Raw genomic sequence first — 19,525 nt, forward strand, 5'->3', positions numbered from 1 at the left:
ACGGCACGTACGAGGCCGGGGCGGGCCCGGTGCGCTACCGGCCCTGCGGCTTCCCGCGCTTGCCGCTCCGGCCGCCGGCCCGGCCGCCCGACTGGGGCTTCCTGCCCGCCGCGGGCTTGTTCCGGGCACTGCCCGAACCGGCACCCGTACCGGCCCGCTTGCCCTTGGTCTTGTCCTTGGCCTTCGCCGCGCGTGGCGGGGTGGCCGCGCGGCCACGGGTGCTGTTGACGGTGCGGCCCCGGACGATCCCGATGAACTCCTCCACCAGGTCGGGGGTGACCTCCGCCTCGGGCCAGGACAGCGCGACACGCGACTCCGGGGCCCCCCGGACCGGTCGGTAGGTGAGGTCCTTGCGGTGGTGGAGGCGGGCCAGGGACTGCGGGACGAGCAGGACGCCCACGCCCGCCGCCACCAGCTCGATCGCGTCCGCCGTGGTCGCCGGGCGCTCGATGGCGGGGCGGCCGGGCAGGGTCTCCCAGTCGAGGAGGTCGTCCAGCGGGTGCAGCACGATCTCGTCGGCCAGCTCGGCGAGCGAGACCTCGTCCGCGGCGGTCGCGACATGATCCTTGGGGATCACGACGACGGTCGTCTCGGTATAGAGGGGGATCGCGCTCAGGACGTTCCGGTCGACGGGGAGCCGTACGAGACCGGCGTCGGCGCCGCCGCCCGCCAGCAGCTCCGGCGCCTCGGCTGCGGTGGCCTGGACGAGCTCCAGGGAGGTGCGGGGCAGCCGCTCGTGCCAGACCCTCACCCACTTGGTGGGCGTCACGCCGGGAACGTACGCGAGCCTGAAGGATGAGGGGATGTCCGAGCCTGTCACGGAACCAGGCTACCGGTCGGTGGTCGGAGGTATGTCCCATGGTCGATACCCTGGACCCATGACGTCGCACAAGACCGCCCAGACCATGAAGCCCGCCACGGCGGCGAAGAAGCTGGGTGTGTACCTCCAGGCCACCCCCGCCGTTTTCCAGGAGGGTGCCGTCTCCCGCACCGAGCTCAACGCCCTCCAGACCGACCCGCCCGCCTGGCTGGTGGAGCTGCGCAGCACCGGCCCGCACCCGCGGCCGGTCGTCGCCGCGAAGCTCGGCATCTCCATCGCGGGGCTCGCCCGCGGCGGGGTCACCGAGGCGCTCACCACCGAGCAGATCGACGCGCTGAAGGACGAGATGCCCGAGTGGCTCCGGAAGGAGCGCGCCACGCAGGCCGAGGTGCGCAAGGAGACCGCTCGTATCAAGGAGCGCAACGCCGAGCGGGCCGAGCGGGCCGCGCAGACCAACAACCAGCAGTCCGGCGACCAGTAGTCCGACGATCAGCAGCCCGGCGGTCGGAGCACCCGGGTTCCGCCGCGGGACCCGGGCCCGTCAGGGCCGGCGTCCCCGGCCCTGCGGAAACTCGCCCAGGCTGACCGCGCGATGAATCGTCGCGGCCAGTTCCCGCGCGTCCTCGGTGAACGTGTCCACCCGGATACTCCCCGCGCCGCGTAGTTCGATGGCGAAGCCGAAGCCCATTCCCCGGGCCTCGGCCATCGGGCGTCCGTCCCCTGCCGAAGCGGCCCCGACCCGCACGATGTCCGTCCAGGGAATCAGGGTGGCGGTGCCCGCGACCCGGTGGGTCAGCCCCCGCTCGTGGACGTCGAAGCACTGTTCCCGCGTGCGCAGGGCCTGCGTCAGACGCCACGCCCCGAGGCCAAGACCGACCAGCCCCACCCCGAGCAGCAGGCCCGCCAGCTCGGGCGCGCCGTCGGTGGTGCCGACGGAGGCGATGGTCACGGGCACGCCGAAGGCGAGGCCGACAGCGCCCACGACCAGCAGGATCCCGGCCAGCCGCAGGCGTCTGCTGCCGTCGGTGCGGTGCTCACGGACGAATCCGCCGAGCTCTCGTGCGGCTTCGGTGCGTCGCATCGCGTCCCCCCAGTCGTGAACACCTCAAATTCTGCCCGACCGCGGGGCGCGTGTCAGGAGAACGGCCGGGCGCATGCCACGGGCCCGCGGCCGGCCCGCCCCACCGACGCGCACATCGGTGGAACGGCCCTGCCGCGGGCCCGTCGGGCTGCCGGACCGGTCAGAGAGCGCCGGACTCGGCGATGGTCACCTTGGCGCGGGTCTTGCCGCTGGAGGAGCCCAGCGCCTCGATCTTGCGGACCAGGGCCATGCTGTCGTCGTCGGCGACCTCGCCGAAGACCACGTGCTTGCCGTCCAGCCACGGGGTGAGCACCGTGGTGACGAAGAACTGCGAACCGTTGGTGTTCGGTCCGGCGTTGGCCATCGAGAGCAGGCCGACACGGTCGTGCTTGAGCTTGAAGTTCTCGTCGGCGAACTTCTCGCCGTAGATGCTCTTGCCGCCGGTGCCGTCACCGCGGGTGAAGTCGCCGCCCTGGAGCATGAAGTCCGTGATGACGCGGTGGAAGGACGAGCCGGCGTAGCCGAAGCCCTTCTCGCCGGTGGCGAGCGCGCGGAAGTTCTCCGCCGTCTTGGGGACGACGTCGTCGAACAGGTTGAACGTGATCCGCCCTGCGGGCGCATCGTCGATGGTGATGTCGAAGTAGACCTTGGTTGTCATGGTGACATCCTCACATTCCTGGCAACCGCAGGTGAAACCCGGGTTGGGTCGGCACGTCGGACGTCCTGTTCCGCTCACCTCCCGGCGGTCTCCCCGTGGGCCGCGTAGACGGCGTTCACCAGGGCCGTCTTGCGCGGGTCGTCGGCGAGCCGGGGGCCCATCCGGTTCATGACGTATCCGAGGGCGATTCCGGCATCCGGGTCGGCCAGGCCGCAGGAACCGCCCGCGCCGTCGTGGCCGAGCGCGCGCGGGTCGGGACCGTACGAGCGGTTCGCACCGCTCAGCCAGAGTCCGAGGCCGATCTCCGTCTCGAGTACGAAGCCGTCGCCGAGTACGAGGTCGCGACAGGCTCCCTGCCCTTCGCCGACGCGGACGGCGGCCTTCTCGGAAAGGATCCGGCGGCCGTCGAGGCTGCCGCGTCCGGCCAGGATCCCGTAGAGCGCGGCGACCGCGCGGGCGGTGCCGTGCCCATTGGCGGCGGGGATCTCCGCGGCCCGCCAAGCGGGGGTGTTGGCGGCGGCCCGGCCGGTGGGCGGGTTGAGCAGGGAGGCGACGGCGACCGGAGTCATCCGGCCCAGGAGGGCCGCCTGGGCGGCCCGGTCGGGGCGTTCCTGGACGAGTTCGGCGAGCCGGTGGGTCTCGCTCTCCGGGAGGCCGAAGGTGAAGTCGATGCCCAGCGGGCCCGTGATCTCCTGCCGGAGGAACGCCCCGGGCCGCAGCCCGGCGATCCGGCGGACCACTTCGCCGACGAGGAATCCGTAACTGATCGCGTGGTAGCCGGAGCGGGTGCCCGGCTCCCACCAGGGTGCGGTGGCGGCGAGCCGGGCGCAGGCCGCCTCCCAGTCGTACAGCTCGTCCAGGGTGAGCGGGGTGTCGGGTCCGGCCACTCCGGAGCGGTGCGAGAGGAGGTGGCGTAAGAGGACGGATTCCTTGCCGCTCGCGGCGAACTCCGGCCAGTACGCGGCGACCGGGGCGTCGAGGTCGAGCAGGCCCCGGTCGGCCAGGACATGGGCGCAGAGCGCGGTCGGGCCCTTTCCGGTGGACCAGACGTTGACCAGGGTGTCCCGCTCCCAGGGGCGGGTGCGGGCCGCGTCGGCCCAGCCGCCCCAGAGGTCCACCACCGGTTCGCCGTCGACCAGGACGGTCACCGCCGCGCCCAGTTCGCCGCGGTCCGTGAAGTTCTCCCCGAAGGCGTCCCGGACCCCGGCGTACCGGTCGTCGCAGTGGCCGTGGATCTGCGGCACGGGACCTCTCTCGTCGCGGGCGCGGGTCCGGCGGCAGAACCGGATGCCCCGCAACGTACCGACTGGTCGGACCGGACGGAAGAGGCCGTGGCGCCAGAGGTTCGGGGCCACCGGCCCCTCCCTGGTCAGCGGATGCCCGCCTCCAGGCTCAGGCTCCAGCGGCCCGGCAGGCCGGTCAGCGTGATGGTGGAGAGCGGACGGACGTCGACGTTCCAGTACGCGGACGGCGGGGCGTTCAGGGCGTAGACGAGGGCCGCCCGGATCACGTCGGGTTCGGCGACCGCGACGACGAGGCCGTCGGCTGCCGGGCGGGTGTCCAGCCAGCCGCCCACCCTCCCGATGAAGCCGAGCATCGACTCGCCGCCGTGCGGGGCGCTGCCCGGGTCGGCGAGCCAGCGGTCCACGGCGGCCGGTTCCCGGGCGGTGACCTCGCCCAGGGTCAGCCCCCGCCAGCGGCCCATGTCACAGTCACGCAGGGCCGGTTGCGCCATCGGCGCGAAGCCGAGGGCGTCCCCGGTGGCGCGGCTGCGCGGAGTGGGCGAGCAGTAGCGCAGCTCGGCGGCTGCGAGCGGGACGAGCGTGTGGGCGACGAGCTGCACCTCGTGCCAGCCGGCCTGATCGAGCGGCCGGTCGTCGTCGAAGCGTTCGGCCAGCCGGGAGGAGCTGCGTGCCGCTGCGACCAGGGAGACCCGAAGCGTCATGGCGGGATCGTGGGGCCGAACGCCCGTTTGGTCAAGGGGTCGCGCGAGCCGGGCATGATCCGAACGAGAGGCCTGGGGTCTTTCGTTTGGATCAGGTCGGATCAGGGAGCGGGGTCCGGTGCGTGCAGCTGCAAGGCGGAGGAGGGAGTCACTGCGGAGCATTGGCGACTGACGACAACGCCGCAGATGCGCGTGCCGGCCCCCGCGAGCCGGGCATGATCCGAACGAGAGGCCTGGGGTCTTTCGTTTGGATCAGGTCGGATCAGGGAGCGGGGTCTGGTGCGTGCAGCTGCAAGGCGGAGGAGGGAGTCACTGCGGAGCATTGGCGACTGACGACAACGCCGCAGATGCGCGTGCCGGACCCCGCGAGCCCGACATGATCCGAACGAGAGGCCCTAGCTACCCAGGAGGCTGTCGAAGGCGGTACGGAGGCGGCGGAGGCCCTCCGCGATCTCGGCCGCTCCGGACACCGCGGCGAAGCTCAGGCGGACGTGTCCGGCCGGGGGTTCGGCGCAGAAGTAGGGGCGGCCGGGGGCGATGGCGACCGAGGCGCGCAGGGCGGCCGAGACGACGGCCGGCTCGTCGGTGCCCGTTCCCGCGCCGCTGCCCGGGAGCCGGAGCCAGAGACTGCCGCCGCCCGCCGGTAGGTGCGGCAGCGCGAGTTCCGGCAGTTCGCTGCTCAGGGCGGCCGCCATGACCGTACGGCGGTGTCCCAGCTCGGTGGCGACGGCGGCCAGGTGGCGGCCCCAGGACGGGGAGCCGACCAGTTCCAGCGCGGCTTCCTGGAGCGGCCGGGGCACGAAGAAGCTGTCGACGACCTGGATGGCCCGCAGGCGTTCCAGCACCGGGCCACGGGCGGCCAGCGCGCCGACCCGGAGGCTGGGCGAGGTGACCTTGGTCAGCGAGCAGACGTGGACGACGACGCCGTCGGGATCGTCGGCGGCCAGCGGCGCGGGGAGCGGTCCGGCGTCGTCGTGGACGAGCCTGCGGGCGAAGTCGTCCTCGACCACGAACGCGCCGGCCGCACGGGCGATGGCCAGGATCTCGGGTCGGCGGGCGGGCGCGAGGGTGGCCCCGGTGGGGTTCTGGAAGAGCGGCTGGGTGACGAAGACCCGGGCGCCGGTGGCCCGGAACGCGTCGGCGAGCAGTTCGGGGCGGACCCCGTCGGCGTCCATCGGCACGGGGACGGGGCGCAGTCCGGTGGCGCGGGCGGCGGCGAGCATCCCGGGGTAGGTGGGCGACTCCACGAGGACCGGGGCGCCGGGCGGGGCGAGCGCGCGCAGCGCGGTGGCCAGCGCGCTCTGGCCACCCGCGGTGATCAGGACGTCGGTGCCGGAGACGGCGGGGCCGATCTCGCGGGCGAACCAGGACCGCAGTTCGGGCAGTCCGTCCGTCGGGGGGCGGCCCCAGGCGCCCGGCCTGCGGCCCGCGCGGGCCAGGGCCGCGGAGAGCGCCCGCTCGGGCTGGAGCGAGGCGTGGAGATAGCCGCCGTTGAACTCGATGACGCCGGGCGGCGGTGCGGCGAGGGTGACCAGCACCCCGGAGGCGTCGACCGTACGGGGCACCACCTCGGGTCCGCCGTCGCCGCTCAGCGACACCTCCTGCCAGGACGTGTCGCCCGGCGCGGGCAGTGCGGCGCGCGGGTGCGCCCGGAAGGCGCCGGAGCCGGGCCGGGTGACGACGAGCCCCTCGGCGGCGAGCTGGGCGATGGCGCGGGAGACGGTGACCGGGCTGACCCGGAACCGTTCGACGAGCGCACGGCTGGACGGCAGCTTTCCATCGGGCGAGTAGCGGTTGAGTTCGATTCGCAGGGAAGTGACCAGTTCGGCGACGCTGCTACGCTCTTGCATGAGAGTAGAGAATAGCGCTACCCATCCTTCATCGATAGCGGTCGGCGATCCGGCGGCCACCCCGCAGGCCGCTTCGGCGATCACCCGTAAGGCGGCCGGGAGCGGGTCGGCGAGCGGTCCCGCACCGGCACCCTCGGCCGGCCGGGGCGGCACCGTGCTCGCCGGGCTCGGCGTCGTGGCGTTCTCGCTCACCTTCCCCGCCACGGCCTGGGGTCTGGAAAGCTTCGGCCCCTGGTCCCTGGTCGCTCTGCGCAGCGTGCTCGCCGCCCTGATCGCGGGCGGTGTGCTGCTGGCCGCACGGGTGCCGCTGCCCCAGCGCCGGCACTGGGCCGGGCTCGCGGTCGTCGGGGGCGGGGTGGTGGTGGGCTTCCCGCTGCTGACGACGCTGGCCCTGCAGACGTCCACCACCTCGCACGCGGCCGTGGTCGTGGGCCTGCTGCCGCTGACCACGGCGGTACTGGGGTCCCTGCGCACCGGTGAGCAGCCCTCGCGCACGTTCTGGATCGCGGCCCTCGCCGGGGCGGCCGTGGTGATCTCCTTCACCGTGCGGCAGAGCGGCGGGGCCCTCGCCTCCGGCGATCTGTATCTGTTCGGCGCGCTGCTCGTGTGCGCAGCCGGGTACACCGAGGGAGGCAGGCTGGCCCGGGTGATGCCGGGATGGCAGGTGATCGGCTGGGCACTGGTCCTGTGCCTGCCGCTCGCGGTGGCGGGCAGCCTGGTGGCCCTGCCGCTCGAACCCGTGCACCTGAGCGCCCACGGCGTCCTCGGCCTGGTCTGGGTCGCCGCCGGATCGACCTTCCTCGGACTGTACGTCTGGTACCGGGGCATGGCGGCGATCGGCGTCGCCCGGGCCAGTCAGCTCCAGCTCGCCCAGCCGCTGCTGACGCTCGGATGGTCCTTCCTCCTGCTCGGCGAGGAGATGTCGGCCGCTGCTCCGGTCGCGGCGGTGGCCGTGCTGGTCTGCATCGCCGCCACCCAGCGGGCCGGTCGCCGCGCTGCGGGGGTGTCCCGGCCCGTACGGTCATAGACTTGTCGACACGGATCACCATCACCCCTGTGAGGAGGTCGCTCCCGATGGAGGCACACACGGGCGACCGGTTGCTGATGCACGGCAGGACCGTGGGACAGCACGACCGGGTCGCAGAGATCATCGAAGTGCTCGGCGACGGGGGCGCTCCCCCGTACCGGCTCCGCTTCGAGGACGGCCGTGAACACCTGATGTCACCGGGCCCCGACAGCGTCGTCCAGCACATGGAACCGCCGAAGGACGGGCAGCCGCAGTAGGGAGCGCCGGGCCGGGGCCGCACGTCCGGTCTCCGGCCCCCGCGCGCCTCGGCCGCCGGAGACCATGCCCCGGCTCACCCCGAAGGACGTCCGCGGTGCGGGTAGGTGCGGCCCCGGTCCGGGAAGAGCCGGACGCGGTCCGTGTAGTGGTCGGCCACCACACGCCGCATCGCGCCGATCCGGTCCGCCAGCACGCTCTTCCCGGAGAAGAAGACATGGCCGCCCACCTCCTCGTGATCCCGGGCGAGGGTGAGGTGGCGGGAGAGTTCCGCCGGGTCCTGCCAGGGGGCCGGCTGGGCGGGGTCGCCCGCCTTGTACAACGCCTCGCCCACGTACAGGTCGACGCCCGCGCCCCGGACGGTCCCGCTCCACCAGGCGAGGACCTTGGCGTAGTCGGCGGCGGCGAGTCCGATGTGCCAGTAGATCTGCGGGCAGATGTAGTCGACCCACCCTTCCTTGACCCATCTACGGGTGTCGGCGTGCAGGTCGTCGTAGGTCTGCACGCCCGCCCGGGTGTCCGAACCCCGCGGGTCGGTCTCCGCGTTGCGCCAGACGGCGAAGGGGCTGATGCCGAAGCGGACGTGCGGCTTGATCCGCCGGATCCGCTGCCCCGTCTCGCGCACCAGCCGGTCGGTGTTGTCACGCCGCCAGGCCGCCCGGTCGGCGAAGCCGCCGCCGTACCGTTCGAACGCAGCGTCGTCGTCGAAGGACCGGCCGACCACCGGATACGGGTAGAAGTAGTCGTCCCAGTGCACCGCGTCGATGTCGTAGCGGCGCACCGCGTCCAGCATCGCGTCCTGGACGAAACGGCGGACCTCCGGCAGCCCGGGGTTGTAGTAGAGCTTCCCGCCGTACGGCACGACCCATCCCGGGTTCAGCCGAGCCGGGTGGGAGGCGACGAGGCGGGTGGGGTCCGTGTGGTTCGCCACCCGGTAGGGGTTGAACCAGGCGTGCAGCTCCAGGCTCCGGTCGTGCGCCGCGCGCACCGCCGTGCCGAGCGGATCCCAGCCCGGGTCCTCGCCCTGGGTCCCGGCGAGACAGGCGGCCCACGGCTCGTACGGCGAGGGCCACAGGGCGTCGGCGGTCGGCCGGACCTGGAGCACCACCGCGTTGAGCCGTAGCTCGACCGCCCGGTCCAGATACACGAACAGCTCGGCCTCCTGCCGCGCCGCCGTGAGACCCGGCTCGGACGGCCAGTCGATGTTGGCGACCGTGGCGACCCACATGCCACGCACCTGCCCCGGCGCCGGCTCCGGCTGGCCGCCGCCCCTTCTCCTCCCCGCCACCGGAGAGGCGACCGCGTCACCGGCCGTCGTCATCGCCGCCAGCAGTCCGGCCGCGCTCAGCACGAAGGCCCTCCTGGCCACACCCGTACGCCGCATACCGGCCCGCCTCTCTCCGCCACGTCCCGCACCCGACTCCGGCCCCGACAGCTCTACGTAACCGCATCATGCCCGTCCGTGGCCTCCATGACCCGCGGGACGTCCGTGTCGGCATTCGGAGTAACGTCGTGGGGTCGAGGCGGGCACCGGAATCACACGGGACCCTGCGATACGGAGTACAGCGAAAGGCACGAGGTGACGGACTCTATGGCCGACATTGCACGCGTCGGAGTGGTGGGCTGTGGCCAGATGGGCGCAGGTATCGCGGAGGTGTGCGCGCGCAGCGGCCTCGAAGTGATGGTCGCCGAGACCACCGGCGAAGCGCTGGAGATCGGCCGCACCCGTCTGCACAACTCCCTCTCGAAGGCCGCCGAGCGCGGCAAGATCAGCGCGGAGGAGCGGGACGAGACCCTTGGCCGCCTGAGCTTCACGACCGATCTCGGGGAGTTCGCCGACCGCGATCTCGTCATCGAGGCCGTCGTGGAGAACGAGCAGGTCAAGACCGAGATCTTCCAGGTGCTCGACCAGGTGGTGACCCGGCAGGACGCGATCCTGGCCTCCAACACCTCCTCGATCCCGCTGGTGAAGCTGGCCGTCGCCACCTCGCGCCCGGACCGGGTCATCGGCATCCACTTCTTCAACCCGGCCCCGGTGCAGAAGCTCGTCGAGCTGATCCCGGCGCTGACCACCTCGGACGAGACGATCGCGCGCGCCGAGGCCGTCGTGCAGGACGTGCTCGGCAAGCACCCGATCCGCGCCCAGGACCGGTCCGGCTTCGTCGTGAACGCGCTGCTGATCCCGTACCTCCTCTCCGCGATCCGGATGTTCGAGTCGGGCATCGCCAGCCGCGAGGACATCGACAACGGCATGGAGATGGGCTGCGCCCACCCGATGGGGCCGCTGAAGCTCGCGGACCTGATCGGCCTGGACACCGTGGCCTCGGTCGCCGACTCGATGTACGCCGAGTACAAGGAGCCGCTGTACGCCGCTCCCCCGCTGCTCCAGCGGATGGTCGACGCGGGGCGCCTCGGCCGCAAGACGGGGTCGGGCTTCTACGCCTACTGACCGTCCCCCGGGCGGGCCCGTCGCTCACGTCGGCGGGCCCGCCCGGGGCATGTTCTCCTAGGTCAGAGCCGTGTGCGGCTCCGAAAGAGCCTCGTCTTTCACTGCCGACCCGACCCCGTGCCGAAGCGCTATGGAGCGACGGCGCGGATGCGTGGGCCCGAAGCCCGGGGACTTTCAGCGCTGTCGCAGCCTTCCGTGCTTGTACTGCGAAAACTCCCTCGGATGTCCCTCCGACAGAGCTGAAAGTCCCTGAAAAGTCCCTGCGACTCGGACCTGGGGCCTACGCGTTGCGAGTACACGAGCGGTCCCGACACACCGCGCCCGGGAGTGCCGCCAGATGTTGTTTCGCCTGTTCAGAAGGCACTGGTTGGGTGCGCTCATGTTGTCCCGTGTCGGCATGTCCAGAGGGGTCCGCGCCTCCTTCGCCCTCACTGACTGGCATCGGATGGAGACGCGGGCGCCCTGGCGTACGGGCTCAGTCAGGCAGCGCCGGGGTCCTCCAGCACCACCATGACCATCACCGGAAGATCGGTGTCATGCTGGATCACACCGGCGGTCAGAATCCTGCCGTCGAGGACCCACTTCTTCAGCTTGATGAACTCGTCCCTGTCCGCCTCCGTCACCTCTGCCTCGATGAGGTGGCCGGCAAACGGGGACTCCTCGATCTCGGGGAGGAAGTCGGCCAGCGCCTGCTCTCCCTGCTCGTAGACGGCTTCCACGTCGTCGAAGTAGCCCGACTCGTCGATGTCGCGGATCCAGACGAAGAACGAGACGCTGACCGCCCCACCCCCGAACGACTGGATCCACCCCCCGACGCCGCCCTTGTCCCACGACGTCTCCACGCCGTCACGGATCTTGCCCCCGGGCGTCCACTGCTGAGCCGCGAACAGCGCCGCCGCAGCCTCGGCGGTCAGCGGGGTGATGTTCCTGAGCTCTTCCAGCATTGCGATCACTTCAGCCATGAACTCATTCCACTCATGCCGTTGCCGGGCACGTGATACGCCTTCAGCTGCCCGCTGGCGTAGGCCTCGGAAAAGGACTTGGACAGCACTTCGTTCACATGCGCGGCACCCCATTCATTGGACACCATATGGCGGACTCCCTTGCCTCCCAGGTCCTCGTTGAGGGCGAGCAGCTTGTCTGCCTGCGCGACAATCCGGCTCTCGTTGCAATGCTTGAAATCGGGGTTGTACGGGGACTTCTTCCATTCACCGAGGTTCGCTGTCGGCCGGGGCGGTGAAATGACAGACCAAGCCCGTGCCGGGATCGGTGACGGTGTAGTCGCCGGTCACGTCACGGGCCAGCAGTGTGCGGGCGGTCCCGGACTCCGGTTCGGTCGGGGCGCCTGGGGCGGGGTGCGGATAGGCGATCAGGAGGCCGGCTGCGGTGACGTGGACGACGCCGGCAGCGTCGATCTCCAGGCTCGTCGACGGTGGAGGTCCAAGAGGGGCCGAGGAACCGGCCTGCCGGCAGACCGGACTCGGCGCGGCGGGTGAAGACCAGCGGCCGGGCTGAACAGATGATCCACCACATCAGAGGTACCCGGAGGTGCCGCGGCCGCTTCCGGTGCACACTGGGCACCAAGAGGCGTCGAGTCCTGTTTGGAGGCGGAAGAGTGAACGCCGGCAGTGGTAGACGGCGCCTGCCCGGCCGGGGCTCCGCCGGGCGACGCTCGGTCGGCGCGAACGTGCGGTTCCGCCGGAGCAGAGGCGTTCTGCCGCCGGACCGGTTCACCACCCGCAGCCGTCTTGCCTGGCTGAATTCCGCCAGTTCCCGCATCGGCACGACCCTGGACCTGGAGCGCACCGCACAAGAACTCGCCGAGTTCACCGTGCCCCGTTTCGCCGACGGGGCTGCCGTGGACATCCTCGAGAGTGTCCTGCGGGGTGACGAGGGCTCCCGGAAGACCGAGCCCGGCATTCCGCAGATGCGGGCCACGGCGCTGTGCGCCATCGAGGAGCTCTCCAACCTGGAGCCGACCCCGGTGGGTGAGATCTTCGTGCACGCCAAGCAGCCGCACGAGACGCTGCTCCACCGGTACGTCCTCCGGCAGGGCAAGCCGGTGCTGCTGAGCAGGGTGCGCGACGACGACTTCATCCGCGTCGCGCCCACCGCGAGCGCCGCCGCGCAGTTGCGTGCCGCCGGCGTGCACAGCTACCTGGCCGTGCCCTTGATCGCCCGTGGGCTGCTGCTCGGCAGCGCCGACTTCGTGCGCGGCCGCGGAACCCCGCCGTTCTCCACCACCGACCTGGCGCTGGCGGAGCAGCTCGCCTCCAAGGCGGCGGTCTTCATCGACAACGCGCGTCTGTACGGACGGGAGCGCGAGCACGTCGTCTCGTTGCAGCGCTCCTTGCTGCCGCGCGTCACCCCGGCGACGCCGGGCCTACTGGTGCACTCCGAGTACGCGCCCGCGGCGGCGCATCACGGCGTGGGTGGGGACTGGTACGACGTGATGGCCCTGCCCGGCGGAAGGACGGCCCTGATGGTGGGCGACGTGATGGGACACGGGCTGCCAGCCGCCGCCACCATGGGGCGCCTGCGGACGGTGGCCCGCACGCTGATGACCCTGGACATGGCCCCCGAGCGGATCCTCGCGCGGCTCGACCTGGCCACCCGAGACCTGGAGGACGAGCAGGTCTCCACCTGCCTGTGCGCGGTCTACGACCCCGCCGACTCCTCCTACACGCTGGCGAGTGCCGGGCACCTGCCGCCGCTGCTCCTCGACGGGCAGGGCGCCGCCGACCTCGTCCCGGTGCCGACCGGCGCGCCGCTGGGGGCGGGCGTGATTCCGTACGACCCCCTGCGGCTGCGCGTCCCGGACGGCGCCCACCTGGTCATGTACACGGACGGCCTGATCAAGTCCCGGGACCAGGACGTGGACGCCCAGTTGGACCGGCTGCGTACGGCGGCGCTGAGCCTGCCGCCCGGGTCGCTGGAGAAGGGGGGTCTGGTGGAGCGCGCCCCGGCCGCCGCCGCCCGGTTCGACGAGGCGGTGCTCCTCGTCACCACGAGCGCCGCACTCCCGGCTGGAGACCTGCGGGTGTGGGAGCTGCCGCAGGACGGCCGGGCCGCCTCGGCCGCCCGTGGCCTCGTCACCGGGCAGCTCGCCGCATGGGGCCTTGAGGAACTCGCCGACGTATCCGAGCTCGTCGTCTCCGAACTGGTCGGCAACGCACTGCGCTACGGGAACGGCCCCGGCAAGCTGCGGCTGCTGCGCGGGGAACGCCTCGTCGTGGAGGTGTCGGACACCGGCCCCGACCTGCCCCAGATCCAGCACGCGGACCTCAGCGACGAGGGCGGACGGGGGCTTCAGCTCATCAACATGCTGTGCCGCCGCTGGGGTTCGTCCCGCACGGTCACCGGCAAGGTGGTCTGGGCAGAACAGAACATGCCGTCCTCGGTCCTAGAAGACCGATGAAGATCTTGAAGTCATGCCCGACTTGAGCCAATTAATACCGATTGATATTTACTGGCGATCCGGGGCAAGTCGGGCGGTCGGAGCAAGCTCGTCGTCCTCATCATCGGAGCCGGCCTGCTCTACGTGGCGGTTGCGCATCCCTCTCTCGCGACCCCGCTCGCAGTCGCGGTGGCCGGCGTGACCCTCGTCGTCACGGTCGTGGGTGCGATTGGCGCCTTCCTCGCCATCTCCAGGAGGTGGTTTCCCGGCGCGCACTCGGTGTGTTCCCTCTACTGCAGCAAACGAGCGAGCGTGGGGGACTGCAGACGATCGGCTCTGTCTCGCATTCGGTGGTGGCTCTGTGTGGTGAAGGGGCGTTGGTATCGATGTGATGGATGTCAACCAGCTTGTGCAGATGGTCTTTTCGGGGATATCTTCGCTGGTCACTGAGGATGTGGTCTACGACCAGCGCACGCACCCCTCATGAACGACCCGGGGCGGGCAGGCCCTCTGCGCCACCTCCACGCGGAGGCGGGGCGCATACAATCCTCACCGGGCTCATCGTCGGGGCCTGGATCTGGTCCACCTTGTTCGGCGTCGACTGGGCGATCTTCGTCATGCGGGACTACCGCTTCCCTCGCCCCTCGTAACCAGTGTCGTCAACGGGGCCACCCTCGGACTCCTTGAGCTCCGTGGCCTGATTCTCGACGAGCGACGGGTCGCTGAGCGTGACCGCATGTACGTCCGCACACAGGCTGACCAGCCACCTGCTCACCGCCACCGCGCTCGGTGCCGTATGCGTCGGGCCGGTCGGTGGTGGGGCCGTGCTCGTCCTGCTCACACCCCCTCGCCTGGGTACTCGTCGCACATGGCCCGCTCCCCTACGGGCCGCCGGGCCCGCCCTTCAGGACGAGCCGAGCGCGGCCGATGACGCCCCGGGCGAACGGGGCACGCCAGTCGTCGAGTGACCCATAGCACTTTCGGTTACCGAACACGCATACTTCGCGCCACTGAGGGCAGATGTCCCGATCGCCAGTCGATGCTGCTGGGGAAAACACGTTGGTAACGGAAGGCAATAGTCGGCGTGTCGGTAGAAAAGACCATTCATGTGGACGGAAAGCGGCGAAACGCCCTTCCCGGTACCACGCGCGACATCCTCGGCCCGGCCGATGCCACGCCGTTCGCCGTCGTGGCGGAGGGCGCGGCCGAGGACGCCGACGCCGCGCTCGGTGCCGCGCGTGCCGCTTTCGACTCCGGACCCTGGCCGCGTACCCTGGCCGCCGAGCGCGCACGCCTCTTACTCCGGGGCGAAGCGCTCCTGCGGCGCGAACGCGAGGAAATGGGTCTCCTGGAGAGCCGGGACACCCGAAAGACCCTCGAAGAGGGCCGCGTCACCGCCCACGGGCCCGTGGGCGTCTGCGCGCTGATCACCCCCTGGAACCGTCCTCCTCTCCAGACCAGATGGAAGACCGCCCGACGCTCGCCGCGGGCAACGCCTTCGTGATCGAACCGAGTGAGATCACCCCGTTTACCACCGTCGCCCTGATGCGGCTGCTCACCGAGGCCGGACCGCCCGTCGGCGCCGGCGACCCCGTCGGCGCGGGCATGGCCGAACATCCCGCCGTCGACCTCGTGACCGTTACTGCTGGAACAACCGCACCGGGAGGTGATGCGTGATGACCGCCACCGAACCGGTCTTCGCCGTACGTAATCTCTGGAAGGTCTTCGGACCCAAGGCCGACCGCATACCCGGCGACAAGGAACTCGCCGGGCTCTCCGCCGAGGAGCTGCGCGCTCGCACCGGCTGCACCGCGGCCGTCCGTGACGTCTCCTTCGACGTCCGCAAGGGCGAGGTATTCGTCGTCATGGGCCTCTCCGGCTCCGGCAAGTCGACCCTCGTCCGCTGTCTGACCCGGCTCATCGAGCCGACCAGCGGCGAACTCGCCATGGACGGCGAGGACGTCATCTCCATGGACAGGAACCGGCTGCGCGAGCTGCGCCGGCACCGCGCCGCCATGGTCTTCCAGCACTTCGGTCTGCTGCCCCACCGGTCCGTCATCGACAACGTCGCCTACGGCCTGGAGATCCAGGGCATGGCCCGCGCCGAACGCCGCGCCAAGGCCGCCGAGGTCGTCGCCAAGGTCAGCCTCGCCGGCATGGAGGAGCGCCGCCCCGGCCAGCTCTCCGGCGGGCAGCAGCAGCGCGTCGGCCTCGCCCGCGCCCTCGCCGTCGACCCCGAGGTGCTCCTCTTCGACGAACCGTTCAGCGCGCTCGACCCGTTGATCCGCCGTGACATGCAGGAGGAGGTCATCCGCCTGCACCGTGAAGAGGGCCGCACCATGGTCTTCATCACCCACGACCTCAATGAGGCACTGCGCCTCGGCGACCGGATCGCCCTGATGCGCGACGGCATGATCGTGCAGCTCGGCACGCCCGAGGAGATCGTCGCCAATCCGGCCGACGACTACGTACGCGACTTCGTCCGGGACGTACCGCGTGAGCAGGTCATCTCCGTACGGCGGGCCATGCGTCCCGTCGAGCCGGGGGAGAATGAGTCGGGGGTGGCCCTCGCCCCCGAGACGCTGGTGTCCGAAGCGATCGAGGCCGTCGCCCGCAGCGGCGAGTACTGCCGCGTCGTCGACGACGGACGCACTCTCGGCATCGTCGGCCACGAACAGCTCCTCGCTGTCGTCGCCGGGCTCGACGACGACAGCGAGCCGGAGCCCAAGAAGGTGGCGGCCGTATGAGCGGCGCCCCGAATCCCGTCATCGACCAACGGGACACCACCCGCACGTCCGACCCGCACCTGATCAAGGACGGGGACGGCACCGGCACGCCCGGCCCGCTCTCCCGGGTCGCAGGGAACCCGAAGACGATGCTGCTGATCGCGGTTGTCCTCGTCGCCGTCGTCAGCGCCGTCGTCACTGGCACCGGCAGCGGGGTGTGGCCGTCCGGCCTGACCACCGACGTCCAGTCCCCGCTCGACGATCTCAACCGCTGGCTCGTCGACAACCGCACCACCCACCCCCTCTTCCTCTACTTCCTGCTGCACATCAGCAACACGGCCGAAAGCTCGGTCGAGGGTGTGCTCAGCCTGCTGGAGGGCCTCGGCTTCATCGGGGTGACCCTCGCCGCCGTACTGATCGCCTGGTACGCCGGAGGGGCCGGCCTGCACCGCCGGGCCCTGCGCACCGCGGGCACCGCGCTCGGCACCTTCGCGGTGGTCGGGCTCCTCGGCATGTGGGAGCCGGCCATGGAGACGCTGGCCCTGATGATCGTCTCGGTCGCCGTCTCGGCTGTCGTCGGAGCCCTCCTCGGGCTCGTCGCCGGGCTCTCCGACCGAGGCGAGCGCATGCTGCGCGTGGTGTTCGACACGATGCAGGTGCTGCCCGCCTTCGCGTATCTGCTGCCGTTCGTCCTGATCTTCGACATCGGTACGCCGTCGGTCTTCGTCGCCACGGTCATCTTCGCGGCTCCGCCGATGGCCCGGCTCACCGCACTCGGCCTGCGCGGCGCCGACCCGGCGGCTCTGGAGGCGTCCGCCTCGCTCGGGGCGAGCTCCCTGCAGCAGCTGTTCACCGCACGCCTGCCGCTCGCCCGCAAGCAGATGCTCCTGGGCCTCAACCAGACGATCATGATGTGTCTGTCCATGGTCGTTCTCGCCTCGCTGATCGGCGCGGGCGGTCTCGGTGACGAGATCTTCACCGCGCTCTCCACCGTCGACGTCGGCCTCGCCCTGCCCGCCGGTATCGCGGTCGTCCTCATCGCCGTCTGGCTGGACCGGACGACAGCCGCGGCCGGCGAGCAGCTCGACGACCCGGCCGGCGGACACCGCGGCGCCTGGTATCTGATCTGGCCCGGCATTGCCGTCGCTGTCGGCGGCAGCGCCCTCCTCGGGTCCCTCCTCGGCCGGCAGACATGGCCCGACGCCTGGACCGTCTCCATCAGCGAGCCGGTCAACTCCGTCGTCAACTGGATCGAGCGCGAACTCGGCTCCGGCATCCCCGTCCTCGGCGGCACGCTCACCTGGGCCGAGAACTTCGCCATCTGGGTCATCAACCCGATGCGCGACGTCCTGCTTGCCACTCCCTGGTGGGCGATGCTGACTCTCGCGGGTGTGCTCGCCTTCCGCGCCGGACGCTGGCGTGCCACCGTCACCGTCGTGCTTGCGCTGAGCGCGATCGGCGTCATGGGTCTGTGGAACCGCTCCATGGACACTCTGTCCCAGGTGCTCGCCGCGCTCGTCGTCACGCTGCTGATCGGCTTCGCCATCGGCATTCTGGCGGCCCGCGCGGGCCGGGTGGAACGGCTGATCAGGCCGGTGCTCGACGTCATGCAGACCATGCCGCAGTTCATCTATCTGATCCCGGTGATCGCGCTGTTCAGCGGTGGCCGCACGGCCGCCGTCGCCGCGGCGGTCGTCTACGCGCTGCCAGCCGTGGTTCGTATCACCACTCAGGGAATCAAGCAGATCGACCCGTCGGCCCTGGAGGCTGCCCGTTCACTCGGCGCCAGCACGGGACAGCAACTGCGCCAGGTCCAGATCCCGCTGGCCCGTCCCGCACTGCAACTCGCCCTGAACCAGGGATTGGTGCTCGTCCTCGCGATCGTCGTCATCGGCGGCATGATCGGCGGCGGCGCGCTCGGCGTCGATGTGGTCAAGGGGCTCGCCAAGGGTGATCTGGGGCTCGGGATGACCGCCGGTATCGCGATCGTCTGCCTGGGGCTGCTGCTCGACCGGATCTCGCAGCCGGCGACGACGGCGAAAGAACGCGCCGAGGCCTCTCAATAGTCCCCTCGGCTGCCGTCCATCACGCAACTCATCAAGCTCACCCATCTCTCCCGACTCATGGAAGAAAAGGAAACAGAATCGTGAACTACAAGCGGATACGCACCACCCTCGTCGCCGGAGTCGGCGCGCTCGGAATGTTCGCCCTCAGCGCCTGCGGAGCAGCCGAGACCGAGTCGGCCTCCTCCGGGGACGAGGTCACCCTGACCGTCCCGTCGTGGGTCGGCGCCCGCGCCAACGCCGAGGTTGCCAAGGTGGTCCTGGAGCAGGAGCTGGACGTCAAGGTCAAGCTCCAGCAGCTGGACGAGCCGGTCGCTTTCGACGCGCTGAACAACGGCAAGGCCGACGCGATCCTGGAGGACTGGGGCGGCTCCCCGAAGAAGGAGCAGCTCTACGTCGAGGAGAAGAAGACGATCGTCAAGGGCGGCGACCTCGGTGTCGACGGCCACATCGGCTGGTTCGTGCCGAAGTATTACGCGGATGAGAACCCGGAGATCCTCGACGCGAAGAACTTCAATAAGTTCGCGAAGGACTTCACGTCCGCCAACAGCGGCGACAAGGGTGAGTTCCTTGGTGCGGCTCCGTCGTACACCACGTACGACGAGCACATCATCAAGAACCTCGGCCTGAATCTCAAGGTCAAGGAAACGGGCAACGAAGCCGCCCAGATCAAGGAGATTCAGCAGAAGTACCGCGACAAGGAGCCGTTCATCACCTACTGGTGGGACCCCCAGTGGCTGAACGCCGACATCGACCTGGTCGAGGTCAAGCTGCCGGAATACACCGAGGGCTGCAACGAGCCCGAGACGGCGACGGACTGCGCGTACGCCGTCACCCCCCTCCAGAAGTACCTGAACGCCGACTTCGCGAAGGACGGCGGCGACGCGGCCGAGTTCATCAAGAACTTCAACTGGTCGACCGAGGAGCAGAACAAGGTCGCCAAGTGGGTAGCGAAGGACAAGATGTCCGGCAAGGAAGCCGCTGAGAAGTGGGTCAAGGAGAACAAGGACGTATGGGAGGCTTGGCTGCCGAAGAAGTAACGGCGGTCGGGAACGGCAGCTGAGAACGGCGACCGAGGGACGTACGTCCACGAGGGCGGCCAGGGTGCTCCACGTACCCCGGCCGCCCTCGGTGCCGTCTCCGTCGCCCGCGTGGCCGGGGCGTCGGGGTCCTGCACGTCTACCTGGTCGGGTCTGTCAGACGTTCGGCTCTGTCCCACATTCGGTGGTGACGGATCGTGCCCGTTGAGCATCT

Annotated in this window: 17 protein-coding genes and 2 pseudogenes; 9 read left to right on the forward strand and 10 right to left on the reverse strand. The window is 70.6% G+C overall.

Going from position 1 to position 19,525, the window contains the following annotated elements:
- Window positions 1-34 precede the first annotated feature (34 nt).
- Window positions 35-820, reverse strand: a complete 786-nt coding sequence (locus tag B9S58_RS34455; RefSeq protein WP_103535804.1) for a LysR family substrate-binding domain-containing protein — start codon at window positions 818-820, stop codon at window positions 35-37.
- Window positions 821-878: 58 nt separating this feature from the next.
- Between B9S58_RS34455 and B9S58_RS34460 the strand changes: the two genes are divergently transcribed.
- Entirely contained in the window at window positions 879-1,301 is a 423-nt protein-coding gene (locus tag B9S58_RS34460; protein WP_103535805.1) for a DUF5997 family protein, read from the forward strand.
- Between the two features lie 60 nt (window positions 1,302-1,361).
- Here B9S58_RS34460 and B9S58_RS34465 read toward each other — a convergent pair whose 3' ends face one another.
- The 5 genes from B9S58_RS34465 to B9S58_RS34490 all read right to left on the reverse strand — a co-directional run bounded on the left by B9S58_RS34465 (window position 1,362) and on the right by B9S58_RS34490 (window position 6,507).
- Complete coding sequence (locus B9S58_RS34465; protein ID WP_103535806.1) at window positions 1,362-1,901, reverse strand: hypothetical protein; 540 nt, start codon at window positions 1,899-1,901, stop codon at window positions 1,362-1,364.
- 160 nt (window positions 1,902-2,061) lie between these two features.
- On the reverse strand, window positions 2,062-2,559 hold the full coding sequence (locus tag B9S58_RS34470; protein WP_103535807.1) for a peptidylprolyl isomerase: 498 nt from the start codon (window positions 2,557-2,559) through the stop codon (window positions 2,062-2,064).
- Between the two features lie 74 nt (window positions 2,560-2,633).
- Entirely contained in the window at window positions 2,634-3,803 is a 1,170-nt protein-coding gene (locus tag B9S58_RS34475) for a serine hydrolase domain-containing protein (protein ID WP_103535832.1), read from the reverse strand.
- A 125-nt stretch (window positions 3,804-3,928) separates the two neighbouring features.
- A complete protein-coding gene (locus tag B9S58_RS34480) occupies window positions 3,929-4,504 on the reverse strand; it encodes a histidine phosphatase family protein (RefSeq protein WP_103535808.1) in 576 nt (191 codons plus the stop codon).
- 395 nt (window positions 4,505-4,899) lie between these two features.
- Window positions 4,900-6,507, reverse strand: a complete 1,608-nt coding sequence (locus B9S58_RS34490) for a PLP-dependent aminotransferase family protein (RefSeq protein ID WP_374935735.1) — start codon at window positions 6,505-6,507, stop codon at window positions 4,900-4,902.
- Between the two features lies 1 nt (window position 6,508).
- Here B9S58_RS34490 and B9S58_RS34495 point away from each other — a divergent pair, with 1 nt between their 5' ends.
- Both B9S58_RS34495 and B9S58_RS34500 read left to right on the forward strand, forming a co-directional pair.
- A complete protein-coding gene (locus tag B9S58_RS34495) occupies window positions 6,509-7,381 on the forward strand; it encodes a DMT family transporter (RefSeq protein ID WP_374935733.1) in 873 nt (290 codons plus the stop codon).
- Window positions 7,382-7,428: 47 nt separating this feature from the next.
- On the forward strand, window positions 7,429-7,638 hold the full coding sequence (locus B9S58_RS34500) for a DUF1918 domain-containing protein (protein ID WP_103535812.1): 210 nt from the start codon (window positions 7,429-7,431) through the stop codon (window positions 7,636-7,638).
- Between the two features lie 74 nt (window positions 7,639-7,712).
- Here the strand turns inward: B9S58_RS34500 and B9S58_RS34505 are convergent, their stop codons facing one another.
- Entirely contained in the window at window positions 7,713-8,987 is a 1,275-nt protein-coding gene (locus B9S58_RS34505) for a glycoside hydrolase family 10 protein (protein WP_103535813.1), read from the reverse strand.
- A 240-nt stretch (window positions 8,988-9,227) separates the two neighbouring features.
- On the opposite strand from B9S58_RS34505, the gene B9S58_RS34510 reads away from it, so the two are divergent.
- Window positions 9,228-10,085 carry a 3-hydroxybutyryl-CoA dehydrogenase gene (locus B9S58_RS34510; protein WP_103535814.1) on the forward strand — a complete coding sequence of 286 codons (858 nt, stop codon included), beginning with the start codon at window positions 9,228-9,230 and terminating at the stop codon, window positions 10,083-10,085.
- A gap of 479 nt (window positions 10,086-10,564) precedes the next feature.
- Here the strand turns inward: B9S58_RS34510 and B9S58_RS34515 are convergent, their stop codons facing one another.
- From B9S58_RS34515 to B9S58_RS39810, 3 genes and pseudogenes are all read right to left on the reverse strand, one after another.
- Entirely contained in the window at window positions 10,565-11,047 is a 483-nt protein-coding gene (locus B9S58_RS34515) for a hypothetical protein (RefSeq protein ID WP_103535815.1), read from the reverse strand.
- On the reverse strand, window positions 11,035-11,175 hold the full coding sequence (locus tag B9S58_RS39805; RefSeq protein ID WP_258045203.1) for a hypothetical protein: 141 nt from the start codon (window positions 11,173-11,175) through the stop codon (window positions 11,035-11,037). Before B9S58_RS39805 ends, B9S58_RS34515 begins: the two co-directional genes overlap by 13 nt.
- Window positions 11,176-11,299: 124 nt before the next feature.
- Window positions 11,300-11,591: pseudogene (locus B9S58_RS39810) on the reverse strand (DUF6531 domain-containing protein); the annotation flags it as partial.
- 109 nt (window positions 11,592-11,700) lie between these two features.
- On the opposite strand from B9S58_RS39810, the gene B9S58_RS34530 reads away from it, so the two are divergent.
- The 5 genes and pseudogenes from B9S58_RS34530 (at window position 11,701) to B9S58_RS34550 (ending at window position 19,311) form a co-directional block, all read left to right on the forward strand.
- Entirely contained in the window at window positions 11,701-13,503 is a 1,803-nt protein-coding gene (locus B9S58_RS34530; protein ID WP_103535816.1) for a SpoIIE family protein phosphatase, read from the forward strand.
- Window positions 13,504-14,566: 1,063 nt separating this feature from the next.
- A pseudogene (locus tag B9S58_RS34535) lies at window positions 14,567-15,132 on the forward strand (aldehyde dehydrogenase family protein); the annotation flags it as partial.
- Window positions 15,133-15,158: 26 nt separating this feature from the next.
- A complete protein-coding gene (locus B9S58_RS34540) occupies window positions 15,159-16,229 on the forward strand; it encodes a glycine betaine/L-proline ABC transporter ATP-binding protein (RefSeq protein WP_103535817.1) in 1,071 nt (356 codons plus the stop codon).
- A complete protein-coding gene (locus tag B9S58_RS34545) occupies window positions 16,226-18,274 on the forward strand; it encodes an ABC transporter permease subunit (RefSeq protein ID WP_103535818.1) in 2,049 nt (682 codons plus the stop codon). Before B9S58_RS34540 ends, B9S58_RS34545 begins: the two co-directional genes overlap by 4 nt.
- 80 nt (window positions 18,275-18,354) lie before the next feature.
- Entirely contained in the window at window positions 18,355-19,311 is a 957-nt protein-coding gene (locus B9S58_RS34550; RefSeq protein ID WP_181009554.1) for a glycine betaine ABC transporter substrate-binding protein, read from the forward strand.
- The last annotated feature ends 214 nt before the right edge of the window (window positions 19,312-19,525 follow it).

This window comes from Streptomyces sp. SM11 (genome assembly GCF_002910905.1).
Lineage (GTDB): Bacteria > Actinomycetota > Actinomycetes > Streptomycetales > Streptomycetaceae > Streptomyces.

Bases quoted from the DNA above. Each gene is read 5' to 3' on its own strand.
- B9S58_RS34545 (WP_103535818.1), top strand. From the start codon at position 16,226: ATGAGCGGCGCCCCGAATCCCGTCATCGACCAACGGGACACCACCCGC.
- B9S58_RS34465 (WP_103535806.1), bottom strand. From the start codon at position 1,901: ATGCGACGCACCGAAGCCGCACGAGAGCTCGGCGGATTCGTCCGTGAG.
- B9S58_RS34500 (WP_103535812.1), top strand. From the start codon at position 7,429: ATGGAGGCACACACGGGCGACCGGTTGCTGATGCACGGCAGGACCGTG.
- B9S58_RS34470 (WP_103535807.1), bottom strand. From the start codon at position 2,559: ATGACAACCAAGGTCTACTTCGACATCACCATCGACGATGCGCCCGCA.
- B9S58_RS34480 (WP_103535808.1), bottom strand. From the start codon at position 4,504: ATGACGCTTCGGGTCTCCCTGGTCGCAGCGGCACGCAGCTCCTCCCGG.
- B9S58_RS34515 (WP_103535815.1), bottom strand. From the start codon at position 11,047: ATGGCTGAAGTGATCGCAATGCTGGAAGAGCTCAGGAACATCACCCCG.
- B9S58_RS39805 (WP_258045203.1), bottom strand. From the start codon at position 11,175: ATGGTGTCCAATGAATGGGGTGCCGCGCATGTGAACGAAGTGCTGTCC.
- B9S58_RS34460 (WP_103535805.1), top strand. From the start codon at position 879: ATGACGTCGCACAAGACCGCCCAGACCATGAAGCCCGCCACGGCGGCG.
- B9S58_RS34510 (WP_103535814.1), top strand. From the start codon at position 9,228: ATGGCCGACATTGCACGCGTCGGAGTGGTGGGCTGTGGCCAGATGGGC.
- B9S58_RS34540 (WP_103535817.1), top strand. From the start codon at position 15,159: ATGACCGCCACCGAACCGGTCTTCGCCGTACGTAATCTCTGGAAGGTC.